Raw genomic sequence first — 14,018 nt, 5'->3', positions numbered from 1 at the left:
ATTTCCTTTGTTTTTATCTTAAGCTCTACTTAAAAATTTATTACATTAATCAATTTTTAAGTAGTTTTTTCTCCCTCATAGTTTTATAGATTAGCGGTGTTTAATTTGGGGTTCTTCTATCTTCAGAGATAATTATTTTTGTCGAGCTTGGTGTTCCTTCAGACCTGGCTATTTACAAATTATTAATAGATATCTGACCAAAGTTATGTCAATAGTGTGAGGCAATTTGGCTTCGAGTTAGTTAGGGAAATTGAAAGATTTAGGGAGTAAAAAGGGGGTAAAATTTAAGGCGATGCACTACACATTAACAGGCAAAATTGGTAAAGGTGAAGAAGGAGACTTTGAGAGACAATAAGTGCGATCGGGCTTCACCTTACTCTGAGCCTTTATACTTACCCGCCAAAAACTCCCGCAGCCGCAACAAACTAGCCGTTTGCCCCAAATTCAGTGGCAGCAGCCACACTCCCTCCAACCGAGACTGCACCCAACCGTCGCCCCCATACCACTGGTGAAAAATCAAAATGATCTCCCGCTCAAAGAATGTAGCGATCGAGCTTTGGGCTTTTATGATTAATCTAAATTGTGTAGCCTGTCTTTGATTTTTGTGCGAGTCCTTAAAGTAGACTGACAGCGTTCCCAGTAAATTTTAGCGACGGCATCGCCCGGATTCTGACGCCAACACTCGGCAAACAGCCGCGCTGCCTCACCAAACTTCCTTTCCGAGTAAATTTCCAAAGCTTCGGCAAACAATTGCAGCGTAGCTAACTTGCCCTGTTTGATTTCGGGCCCATCAGCATCAAACACCTCATAAACTGTTACTAATTCCGATTTTCCCTTAACTTTTACTGTGTCGAGAGTGCGGATTGCGTACTTGGATGGATTTTCTAAACGCGAGTAAGTTTCCTGGGTGATTAACAGCGACACCCCATAATTTTTTGTCAACCCTTCTACGCGAGAGGCTAAATTAACCGCATCGCTGATTACCGTACCATCCATGCGATTTTGTCCGCCTACCGTTCCCAACATCAAAGAACCCGTATTAATGCCAATCCCAATTTGAATCGGCGCATTGCCAGAATTAGCCCGAATTTGATTGTATTCAACGAGGCGATGCAGCATGGCAATTCCCGCGTTCACAGCATTGTCAGCTTCACCGCTAAACAGCGCCATAATCGCATCGCCAATATATTTATCAATAAACCCATTATTTGTATTAATGACGGGTTCCATGCGACTGAGATAAGAATTAATAAACTTGAAATTGTCCTCCGGCGTCATTGTTTCTGAAAGCGTGGTGAAGTCGCGAATATCGGAAAATAGTACCGACATTTCTAACTGCACTTGGTCGCCCAATTCCACATCAATAATACTTGATTTCTCTAAAAACTGGAGGAATTGACTGGGGACGAAGCGCTCGTAAGCTTTGTTAAGTTGAGCCAACCTCGTTTCATTTTCGCGGACTTCGGTGTAAAGCTTAGAATTTTGAATCGAAATAGCAGCCTGTCCAGATAACACTTTTAATAGTTCCACTCTTTCTGGCGTAAAAGCTCCGGCTGTCAGATTATTTTCTAGGTAAACAATACTGACGATTTGAGATTGGTTAATCAGGGGTACACATAAAATTGATTTGGGCTGATTTTTTTGGATGTAGGGGTCGTTAGTAAATTGTCCCTCTCGAACTGCATCATCTAATACCACGCTTTCTTGAGTGCGGGCCACATAATTGACAATTGCGGAGGAAAGTTCTTGACAGGTTTCAACGGAGATTGACTGCAACACGGTAACTTGTTCTGAATTTATTGTCCCTTCAGCTTCAATTAACAGCGTTCCCTGGTATGACAAAATCAGATATCCTCTTTGCGCCCCTGCACTTTCCATCAAAATTTTCATTAAGCTAGACATTAGGTGATCGAGCCTTATTTCACCTGAAATCGCCTGAGAAGCTTTCATAACTGTGGTGATATCTAGATTACTACCCGAACCAGTAGTCGTCACTGTTGCGGTAGTTTTAGTGTTTTTATTTGGCGATTGAATAGGTTTCAATAACTGGGGATATCGCGTTTCTAAATCCCTTACTTTAGCAGTGGCTCCCCATTGAACATAACAATAATACGCCTCAATCATGTAGAGTTGGGCAAATTTTTCTTTGCCCCATTCTAGGTAAAATTTGGCGGCTAGTTCGTTGGCAAGGGCTTCTTCGTTGAGGAATAGATTTTCTTTGGCAAGGGAGATGGCGCGATCGTACATTTCAATGGCCTCAGCTTTATTGCCCAAAACTCGATAGCGTTCTGCCTCAACTAAATACCATTTATGCAGATAATTCATGGGAGCATTTTCCGCCCACTGTTGTAAAGTGGTTTGATGTGTTTGTACCTGAGCGATAATTTCTACTTGCTCAATTTCTAGCTGTGTGGGAAATAGCGCCAAGTGTGTTAGGGCGGCATAGAAAGGGAAAATGGGAAAATAAACACTTCCCGATACTGCCATCAAATACGAATTAACTTGGGTAATGTGGTATATGGCAGCCGAATAATTCCCAAACGAGTAAGCAAGAAGTAGTTTGTTGATGTAGATAAAAGCGAGCGCTGTGAATTCATTGTTATGATAGCGCTTAGGAATAATTACAGTTTCATCGTATGCAGTTCCTATTAAGCAATCCGGTTGACTCACACATTCCGTCAAATTCTGCACCGTCTGCCGCATCATATCCAAATCATCCTGAGCAGAATATTGCTTCACCCGATCTAAGGCAGTGCTGTAATCTGCTAGTTCGGCTCCCCAATTGTCTAGTTCTACCCCACCGAAAAAGTTGGCATAAAAGTAAATAGTTATGTTGTAGCCAGCGTATAGAAAATCGCCCGTTTCCATGCCCGCCGTGTAGCCATCTTTCAGCGTCGGTACCGTTGCCCAGAGAGCTTCTTGGTGATGCTGAATAAAGCAACTAAACACAAACAGAATCATGGACTTTAATTCGGGCACATTGAACCGATCGAGCAATGAAAGTGCCAATTTACCAAAGGCATAACCCGTTTCCCCCTTTCCTAAAAAGGCACACAGAACCATCCCGTGCATGGCATACCCCACCGTCGATGCGGGTGCATTCCCAAAGGAGAGCGATAAACTCACCATCGTGGAGGTAACTAGGGGCAGCAAACCGGGCATTGCTTGAAAAACGGGTGCACCTAACATTCTTAAGAGTTGCATAGCTGCCCGATTCTGTGGATTTGTCATCAAAGGCAAGTCAAGCAGTTGCTCGATCTGTCGGCCCTGAAGTTGGCTAGCCAGGGCTTGCAGCGCTTTACCAATCGTGGCTTTGTCAGGTTCGCTGGGGAGATCGATCCCCAGTAGTCGCAGGGCATCTCTACCCACTGCGATCGCCTCCAACATCTTGCCCTGGGCTGCATGAGTAGCGATTTGAATTTCGTAAATTTTAATTTTGTCTAAAATCGTCTTAGCTTCTTGCAATACCAATGCTGCCATCTGTTCCATACCCTCAAAGTCAGCATTCAAATAGGCAGCTTCGGTAGCAGCAACATAGAGATTCAGGGTCAATTCATACTGAAGAAGCCAGCAGTTGGCTGTTAGTAGCTCAATCCCTGTTTGCAGATAGACCATTGCGGCTGCGTAGGCGGTAGAATTTCTGGCCTTACCTCCCGCTTCTAAGTTGAGTAGGGCTAAGGCTTCTCGTTCGCTTAATTGATTGATTAACTCAATTCCTTGATTTAAATGCCCCACAATATCAAAGAGTTTTTCTTCTCTTTCTATGTCCGAATATTTGTGTAGGAGTAACTGTCCAATTTTGAGATGAGTAGCTTTTTTTTTGTTTTCTGGTATTAGGGAATAAGCTGCTTGCTGGACGCGATCGTGCAGGAACTTATAAATTGGGTTAGCCACAGACTCAGTAGGGTATTGAGCATCTGTCTGAAGGAAGTTATAGCCTTCTTTTATCAGTCTAATAAGTCCTTCTTGCAAGGCTTTCCAGAGTGCTGATGCCGTTTGTTCTGGTAATTGTTCGCTGACTATTGCCAATGTATCTAAATCAAACTGTGCCCCAATGCAAGCCGCCAACTTGAGAACATTCTGAGTTTCTTTCGGCAACTTCTGCAATTGCGCCGCCATAAACTCCACCACATCCGAGGCGTGGGTAAGTCTAGCTTGAGCAATATCGCACTGCCAATGCCCTAGATCCCAGTCAAAGATAATTTGACCATCTTCATACAGCGACTTGAGGAATTGAGTAGAGAAAAAGGGATTACCTTTGGTTTTTTGATAAACCAGTTCTGTCAATGGCCCGGCAAAGGATAAATTACAAATCAGTGTATCTGCTACCAACTGATTGAGATAGGCTAAACTCAACGGTTGCAAGGTAATCGTATTCACTACTGCCCCAGACTTCACAATCTCATCCACAGTCAACATAAACGGATGAGCCGGTGATACCTCATTATCCCGATAAGCACCCAATACTAACAGATGCCCCGTATCTTCCATCAATAGTTGTAATAACTTCAAAGATGCTGAATCTGCCCACTGCAAATCGTCCAGAAACATCACTAAGGGATGTTCTGCTTGGGTAAATACTTGCACAAATTTCTGCATCAGCAGATTGAAGCGATTTTGGGCGGCACTCCCGGACAATTCTAGTGCAGGACTTTGAGCGCCAATGATGTGTTCTAACTCAGGAATCACCTCAATCAGCACTTGCCCACGGGAGCCTACTGCGGTGAGAATCATGGTTTTCCATCTGTGTAACTGAGCGTCACTTTCTGATAATAATTGTCCCATCAATTCGCGAAAAGCTTGCACAAATGCTGAGAAAGGAATATTGCGTTGAAATTGGTCGTATTTGCCTTTGATAAAATAGCCACGCTGTCTGGCGATCGGCTTGTGGACTTCGTTAACTACGGCGGTTTTACCAATCCCAGATAAGCCAGCCACCAGCATCATTTCGGCGCTACCTGTACTCACTCGTTCAAAGGCTGCTAATAGGTCATCAACTTCAGTTTCTCTGCCGTAGAGTTTTTCGGGAATCAGGAAACGGTCTGTAATATCCCGCGTTCCCAAGCCAAACAGCTCAATATTACCCGTTGCTTGTAATAGAACTAGACATCTCTCTAAATCGTGCTTGAGCCCTAATGCCGTTTGATAGCGGTTTTCCGCATTTTTCGCCATCAGTTTGCTGACAATTTGGGAGACGATTAGGGGAATTTCTGGCTTGATTTCGTGCGGGGTAAGTGGCTGTCTAGCAATGTGGCAGTGAACAAGTTCTAAAGGATCTTCAGTCTCGAAAGGTAGTTTTCCTGTCAGCAATTCGTAGAAGGTGATGCCGAGCGAGTAAAAGTCAGTCCGGTAATCGAGAGTGCGATTCATTCTCCCCGTTTGTTCGGGTGAAATATAGGCTAATGTGCCTTCTAAAATGTTGGGGTTTTTCAGGGTTGGCGTTTCTCGGGTTAGCTGAGTGGAAATACCAAAGTCGATAATTTTTAATTGTTTCGTTTCGGCGTTGTAAACAATATTTGAGGGGTTAATATCTTTATGAATGATGTTGGCGCTGTGAATTTTGCCTAATGCTTCCGTGGTGGCGATCGCAATTTGCAGAAACTCCTTTAGGCTAAACTTTCGCTGCTGCATCCAAATTGTCAAGGATTCGCCGCCAAAGTCCTCCACAAACATCACGAGGCTATTTTGGTATTTTTGCAAGTCATAAACTTGTATGACTCCCGGCTCTTTTAGCTCTTGGGTGATGCGGTATTCGGTGCGGTAGCGCACCAATTCTTGAGGTGTGGGGTAGCTTTCTTTGAGCAGTTTGAGGATAATTGGCTCTTGATCTGCTTCCCGAATCGCCCGGTAAACCAGAGAGTTGACACTTTCGTAAAGCAGCGTCTGGACAGCAACGCCTGGAATAGAGAGCATATTGATTTTTATGGTAAAAATTAAAGCTAACTCAAAACGCACTAGCTTTGTGTATACAATAGCGCGTTTGAAAGGAAAAAAAAATCTTTTTGTAACAAATGTTTAGTTTGTCCGGTAGCAGCCTGCAAATACTTTGTGGTTGCCCCGATCGCGATCGCCTAATTTGTAGGATGCCTTAACAGTCGATCGCACTTTTGCTTTCATTTTCAGCCCACATTACGCAGCCTGGAGTATCACACAGCATAATTACGCATAAAACTCTATTTTTAAAATAATAAATTATAGCTTTAAAAAGTTTTTTATCAGTCAATGTACGGTAGAAAACTATAAATTATAGCTTTATTGCTGGCTAAAAATAAGTAAAAACCGATCGTGACAGTTGAGGGTGCAGAATTTAGGTTTCAGGTAAAGCAACCGCCCTGATGGTGACGACGTTCTTAATAGCTAAGCCTGGGTCGCAGTTGACCGCACTTAGCAGCCAATACCTTAAAATTATAATTGTCAGATACGTGCTCTGCCAGCTAAAAGCTAATGAAACTAGCCTTATTTTCTATACATGGTGCTGCAATGCTAGCGCTCGCAGCCACTATTTTGAGTACAGCGGTGGTACAAGCACAACCCATTGTTCCTGCAGCCGATCGCACTGGCACTACTGTCACGCCTAGCGGCGATCGCTTGAATATTACAGGCGGCCAAACTTCTAGAGATGGAGCGAATCTTTTCCACAGTTTTCAACAGTTTGGGCTTAGCGAAGGGCAGATTGCTAATTTTATCTCTAATCACGCTATTCGCAACATTCTGGGTCGGGTAGTAGGCGGCAATCCTTCTATTATTAATGGTTTGATTCAAGTAAGTGGCGGCAATTCCAACCTGTTTTTAATAAATCCTTCGGGCATTATCTTTGGCCCTAATGCTAGCTTGAATCTTCCGGCAGCCTTTACAGCTACTACTGCTACTAACATCGGTTTTGATTCCGGTTTATTCAATGTGGCTGGAGCGAATGATTACAGTAAGCTGATAGGAACTCCGAACACTTTTTACTTTAATCTCAGCCAACCGGGAAGTATCCTCAATGCAGGTAATTTAGCTGTTATGCCGGGAAAAAGTATAACTTTAATCGGCGGTACTGTCGTCAGCACTGGTTCTCTCCATGCTCCCCAAGGTAATATTATTGTCGCTGCTGTCCCCGGTAAGAATGCTATTCGGCTTAGTCAAGAAGGACATTTATTAAGTTTAGAAATTGGGGTTGTTGGCGGGGAATTGTTGGCACAGAATGGGCAATTATCTCTGCCTTTGTCTCTTCCGCAATTGCTTGCGGGCCCAGGTGGGAACTCTGCTACTGGCGTCTCCGTTAACGGTGCAGGAGAAGTGGTTTTGACGGCGGGTTTGAGGGTGGAAAGCGGGGATGTGGCGATCGCTAGTTCTACTGTTAATAGTCAGAATGGTACACTCTCGGCAGCACGTAATCTCACTTTGGTAGAAAGCCAGCTACTTACTGAGAACAATTTGTTTCTGTTGGCAGGAGATACGGTGCGGGTGAGGGATGGCAGTTATCCTTTCAGGGCGATCGCAGGTGGCAATCTTACTATACAAGGTAATCAAAATATTGATATCTTCGCGCTAGATTACCCTAGCCCTGCATTCCAATCCGCAGGGGATGTCACATTATTGAGCAATGGCACTGTTTCCGGTGATGCTCACTTCGCTGCGCGTGGTAATTTTTCTATTCTCACATTGTCTGGCAACGGCGGCAGTTTTCTGAGTTTGTACGACCCGATTATTAGCTCGGATGGAGATGTGAGATTTGGGGATTATACTGGAACCTCACTTAAGGTAGAAGCAAAAGGCGCGATCGCGGCCGGAGATATTACCATCAATGGGCCAGATACTACTTTGTCAGGTTCCGCCGATCCAGATGCGGCGGTGCTTTCAGGTAGTGCAGCTTTAATTTTGCGATCGGGGGTTTCGACTCTGGCGAATGCTGCCAATTTGCCGCCGAATGTCACCGAAGGGGAGACATTTTTTGCTTCACCGGGTGTTGCTTCGGGCAATAGCATCGGAGTGGGAGCGATTTCGACAGTAGGCGGGCCTGTGATTTTGGAATCAGCAGGGGACATGGCGTTGGATGCGATCGCCTCTTCTGGGGGTAATATTACTCTCAAAGCGGCCAGCGACATCGCCGTTACAGGCACTCTTCAGTCTACTGGCGGCAGTATTGACCTCACGGCTGGCAATCTTCTCACAGTCAGCGGCACTTTTACAGATAGCAGCGGTGTAAATGCGAGCATTTCCAGCGCTAATGGCACGGGTGGCGGCGCGATTACTCTTCGCCACGCGGGGGGCACTACTACACCTTTTATTGTCGGCGATGCGACAACGAATGGGACGGCGGGAGCCATTACATCAGGTTCGGAGACTATTTCGCCACAATTCCCGGTGCCAGTGCCGCCCAGCACTTACACTCAGGGCAATATTGCGATCAGTTCTTCCGCGCCATCTCCAACACCGGAACCAACACCATCGCCGACACCGGAACCGACACCGGAACCAACGCCGGAACCAACGCCGGAACCGACACCGGAACCAACACCATCTCCAACACCGGAACCAACGCCGGAACCAACGCCGGAACCGACACCGGAACCAACACCATCTCCAACACCGGAACCAACACCATCTCCAACACCGGAACCAACACCGGAACCAACGCCGGAACCAACACCATCTCCAACACCGGAACCTACACCACAACCGACACCACAACCGACACCACAACCGACACCATCTCCAACCCCACTACCAACGCCGGAACCGACACCACAACCGACACCTTCTCCAACCCCACTACCAACGCCGGAACCGACACCATCTCCAACACCTTCTCCAACCCCACTACCAACGCCGGAACCAACACCATCTCCAACACCATCTCCAACACCATCTCCAACACCATCTCCAACACCATCTTCAACACCACCACCAACACCATCTCCAACACCATCACCAACACCATCACCAACACCATCTTCAACACCACCACCAACACCATCCTCAACACCACCACCAACACCATCTTCAACACCACCACCAACACCATCTTCAACACCACCTCCAATATCAGAACAAACACCATCTCCAATATCAGAACAAACACCATCTCCAATATCAGAACAAACACCATCTCCAATATCAGAACAAACGACATTACCGGATATTTCAATTACCAATGCGATCGCTCAATCTGGCAATTTGAATATCATTAATAGAATTGAATCTCTTTTTAACTACAGATCCGATTGGGTAAGCGAAATTGTCCAAACGGCATCGCCTCTAAATATAGTTAGCCGCAGCGATATCACACGGCTAATCGATAGAGGCGATATCCCACAAGCCATTTTCTTTATCGATATCTTCTACAGTGAACAAGTGGGTTCATACATTAATCAGGAAATCAGGCGCGATTTGCAATCTTTTACCGCCATACAGAAAAGAACTAGAATCATCGCCAGCCAAACTGGTAAAAAACCAGCCATTATCTACGCCTTCTCCCGCCCTGAACAATTAGACCTGATCGTAGTCCCCCCTAGCGGCATCCCTATTCATAAAGCCATCCCCGCCGCCCGGCGCGAAACTTTGATGCAAGTCGCAGCCAATTTCAGCTCTGAACTCACTACTTCCAGAAACATCAATACTGAGAGCTATTTGCCAGCATCCCAACAACTTTACCAGTGGATAATTGCGCCCTTGGAAGCTGATTTGAAAGCTCAGGGCATCGATACGCTAGTTTTTAGTATGGATGCAGGGTTGCGATTGCTCCCCTTAGCCGCCCTCCATGACGGTTCTCAATTTCTAGTAGAAAAGTACAGCATCGGACTCATTCCCAGCGTCAACTTAACCGATACTAGCTATGCAAGTGTTAAAAATGCTGAAGTTTTAGCAATGGGAGCCTCACAATTTACTAATAACCCACCCTTGCCAGCAGTGCCTGCAGAACTTAACGCTATTGCCTCCGAATGGAAAGGCGAATCCTTCCTCAACCAAACCTTTACTCTCAACAATCTTAGGTCACAGCGCAAAGACAGACCCTATGGGATTATTCACCTCGCCACTCACGGATACTTTAACCCAGGATCACCGAGCAATTCTTACATTCAGTTATCAGATAGCAGGTTAACACTCGATCGCGTGCGGCAACTAGGGTGGAATCAGCCACCTAAAGTTGAGCTATTGGTGTTGAGCGCTTGCCAAACTGCTGTGGGTGATGATGACACCGAATTAGGTTTTGCGGGGTTAGCTGTGCAAGCGGGGGTGAAGTCAGTTTTGGCGAGTCTTTGGTATGTCAGCGATGAAGGTACTTTAGGGTTAATGGCTGAATTTTACCATCAGTTAAAGGTCGCGCCGATTAAAGCCGAAGCCTTACGGCAAGCTCAAATCGCCATGATCAAAGGTCAAGTTCGCATTAAAAAGGGTCGTTTAATTTTGTCAAACTTAAATAAGGAGTTAGAATTACCGCCAGAATTAGCTCAACTGACTAATGAAAATCTCTCCCATCCTTATTATTGGTCTGCCTTCACGATGATTGGGAGTCCTTGGTAATGTCATTGCGAGGAACAAAGCAATCGTAAGGACTTTAGGCGTAGCTCGCAATCAGATGCTAGTTGATGAAGTGTAGGGACAAAGGCAATGCCCATTGGTGTCAACTTAAGCCTGAAACCCTTTAAAAATATCGCTTTTACCATAGTTCAGATCCCCCTAAATCCCCCTTAAGAAGGGGAGTAGGGGTTGACTTTGAGAAGACTCCTGTCCCCCCTTCTTAAGGGGGGCTAGGGGGGATCTGGCCCTAATCGTCAAACAACAGTCTCTGACTGGGTTTGAGCTTAAGTTGACACTAATGGGCTTTTGGAGTGTCCCTACGGGGATAGAACGATAGGCGGTGCTACTTCATAAAGGTGGAATTTGCTGTAAGTTATATTTTAGTAAAATCTATAAAGTTTAACAATTAAAGAGGTTGCATAATGAGACAGCAAAAATTTGTTTCAATTCTAGTTTTTATTGACTCAACTGTTGAAAATTACCAGAGTTTAATTAGCGGCATTTCCCCAAGTGCTGAGGTAATTATCCTAGATGAAACGCGGGATGGCATTGAGCAAATTACCGAAAGGCTAGCAATTGAACAAAATATAGAAGCAATCCACATCATCTCTCACGGTAGTCCAGGTGCAGTACATCTCGGTGTAAATACACTCAACAGCAGCAACATAGAAAGTTTCGCCCCTCAACTCAAACAGTGGCGCAAAGCATTAATTCCCGGTGCCGATATTCTCCTCTACGGGTGTAATGTCGCGGCTGTTAATCAGCCCCGGCGAATAGAATTCGCGGCTATACAAACAAAGTCCGCCTACGCGGACTATGGAATTTCAACCCGCGCAGGCGGGTTTAGTTTGTGTAGTAGCGGTTTTAACCGCCCAGTTGAAAGTGCTACAAAACCTACAAAACCTAACCAATTTCTCCAACGCCTGAGTGAGTTAACTGGCGCGTCGGTTGCAGCTTCCAAAAAGCTGACGGGAAGTGCTGCAAAAGGCGGCGACTGGGAATTAGAAGTGAGAACCGGAGAAATTAAAACACCGCTAGTATTTGAACCCGAAGTATTAGCAGCTTACGAGTATGTTCTCTCAACTTTCGGCGCTGCAACAAACTTTGGCGTGGGGACAAATCCCTACGGTATTGCTACCGGGGATTTTAACGTCGATGGCCAACCTGATTTAGCTGTAACAAACCAAGGATCTGACACTGTTTCCATCCTGTTAGGAAATGGGACTGGTGGCTTTAATCCCGCGCCTATTCCTACCTTGGCGGTGTCAAGTCCCACATCGATCGCGATCGGCAATTTTAACAACGATAATTTCCCTGACTTGGCAGTAGTAGGTAGCGGCAGTGGTGGCGCCCTCTCAATTTTCCTAGGAAATGGTACGGGCGGTTTTGGCAGCCCCACTCCATATCCTACAGGAGTATCCCCTATCTCGGTTGCAGTTGGGAAGTTTAACGCTGATAACTTTTCAGACGTAGCAGTAGTCAATGCAAGCCCTGGCAGTACCTCTGGCACTGTCACAATTTTGCTGGCAAATAGCAGTGGCAGCGGGGCATTGAATTTCAGTACCAACTTAACGGTGCAGTCATTGCCGGCTTTCATGGCTGTCGGGGACTTTAACGGGGATACTTTTTCCGATTTAGCTGTACCGAACAGTTTATCTAACACCATTTCTGTTTTTTTAGCGAATGGCACTGGCGGCTTTGGTGCAGCTACTAATTTTGGCGCTGGGCAAAATCCAAATTCGATAGCCACTGGGGACTTTAACGGAGACACTTACCTCGACTTGGCCACAGCTAACAACGGATCTAACAATGTTTCAATTCTCTTGGGAAATGGCACGGGCAGCTTTGGTGCAGTCACTAATTTTAGCGCCGGGACAGGGCTGCAAGGCATTGTTGCGAATGACTTTAGCAGAGATGGCCAACTTGACTTAGCAGTAGGAGGCACCGGCGGCGCTACAATTTTAGTAGGCAACGGCAATGGCGGTTTTAGTGCACCCATTAACTTTGCTGCGGGGACAGATCCAACTTCCCTTATTTCAGGCAACTTTAATGCTGACACTCTCCCGGATTTGGCAGTAGCGAACAACGGTTCAGACAACGTTTCTGTGCTGCTAAATACACCCAATACAGTTAATTTCGGGGCTGCAACTTACAGCGAGACAGAAGGAACAACAGACACAGTAGTTAATATTCCCGTTACCCTCAGCGGCGGCACTCCTTTTGCTGATGTAACAGTACCAATTGCGATCGACCCCAGCAGCACAGCCACCGAAAATTCCGACTACGCCTTTTCGCCTACCTCGATTACATTCCCCGCAGGTGCAACAGGTGCCGCACTCACCCAAAATGTTGCAGTTACTATCAAACCTGACAACATAGCTGAAAACGCCGAAACCGCAATTCTCAACTTTGGCACAATTACTGGTGGGGTTGCAGGTACAACGGCTCAAACCACACTAACTATTGCTGCTAACGGTACTGTTTCTTATGCCGTCGCCGCTGGTACTGCCAGCATTCCTGAAGGTAATAGCGGCACAACTCCTCTAACTTTTACGGTGACTCGTAGCGGCGGTGCTGGTGTAGCGAGTAGCGTCAATTATGCGATCGCGGGAACTGCTACCAACGTCAGCGATTACAACAATATCGGTGGCACTTCTGGGGCAACGGGTACGACTGGCACGATCAATTTCGCCACTGGTGAGACATCCAAAACGATTACTCTCGATGTATTAGGCGACAGTGCGATCGAACCTGACGAAACTGTTACCCTCACCTTGTCTAATCCTGTCGCACCAGGTGCAACTCCTACTATTACCGCTGATGCGGCCGCAACAACTGTCACTAATGATGACACCGCAGGTTTCACCGTTAACACTACCACCACGACTGCGACTGAAGGCGGTGCAACGGGAAGTTACAGTGTTAAGTTAAATACTCAGCCGACTGCACCTGTTACGATTAGCTTTGATACAGGCAGTCAAATTAATCCGATTTCGTCGATAAATTTTGACAGCACTAATTGGAATGTTGCTCAAACTGTTGCGGTTGTTGCTTTTGACGATAATTTAGTTGAAGGAAATCATACAGGTGCGATCGCGCCTACTTCTACCAGTAGCGATGTTAATTATAACGGCATCACAATTTCGACTGTTAGCGTCGCTATTACTGATAACGACACTGCGCCAACTCCAACTCCGACAACAACTCCGACTCCGACAACAACTCCGACTCCGACAACAACTCCAACTCCGACAACAACTCCGACTCCGACAACAACTCCGACTCCGACAACAACTCCGACTCCGACAACAACTCCAACTCCGACAACAACTCCAACTCCCACGCCAACTCCAACTCCCACGCCAACTCCAACTCCCACGCCAACTCCAACTCCCACGCCAACTCCAACTCCCACGCCAACTCCAACTCCCACGCCAACTCCAACTCCCACGCCAACTCCAACTCCCACGCCAACTCCAACTCCCACGCCAACTCCAACTCCCACGCCAACT

At 46.1% G+C, this 14,018-nt stretch carries 4 protein-coding genes; 2 read left to right on the top strand and 2 right to left on the bottom strand.

What is annotated here, in order from left to right:
- Positions 1–373: 373 nt before the first annotated feature.
- On the bottom strand, positions 374–520 hold the full coding sequence (locus tag QUB11_RS01550; protein ID WP_333203961.1) for a hypothetical protein: 147 nt from the start codon (positions 518–520) through the stop codon (positions 374–376).
- A 50-nt stretch (positions 521–570) separates the two neighbouring features.
- Positions 571–5,913, bottom strand: a complete 5,343-nt coding sequence (locus QUB11_RS01545; RefSeq protein ID WP_333389479.1) for an AAA family ATPase — start codon at positions 5,911–5,913, stop codon at positions 571–573.
- 567 nt (positions 5,914–6,480) lie between these two features.
- Here QUB11_RS01545 and QUB11_RS01540 point away from each other — a divergent pair.
- Both QUB11_RS01540 and QUB11_RS01535 read left to right on the top strand, forming a co-directional pair.
- Positions 6,481–10,509, top strand: coding sequence for a CHAT domain-containing protein (locus QUB11_RS01540; RefSeq protein WP_445300845.1), 4,029 nt, complete (start codon positions 6,481–6,483; stop codon positions 10,507–10,509).
- A gap of 419 nt (positions 10,510–10,928) precedes the next feature.
- Positions 10,929–14,018, top strand: a 3,090-nt coding sequence (locus QUB11_RS01535; RefSeq protein WP_333389475.1) for a DUF4347 domain-containing protein, incomplete at its 3' end; no start/stop codon positions are given.

The sequence above is a fragment of the Microcoleus sp. B6-A1 genome (assembly GCF_036705085.1).
Taxonomy (GTDB): domain Bacteria; phylum Cyanobacteriota; class Cyanobacteriia; order Cyanobacteriales; family Microcoleaceae; genus Microcoleus.
The sequence above is the reverse complement of the archived record's forward strand: the minus strand, read 5'-3'. Positions and strand labels throughout refer to the sequence as shown.

Bases quoted from the DNA above. Each gene is read 5' to 3' on its own strand.
- QUB11_RS01545 (WP_333389479.1), bottom strand. From the start codon at position 5,913: ATGCTCTCTATTCCAGGCGTTGCTGTCCAGACGCTGCTTTACGAAAGT.
- QUB11_RS01540 (WP_445300845.1), top strand. From the start codon at position 6,481: ATGCTAGCGCTCGCAGCCACTATTTTGAGTACAGCGGTGGTACAAGCA.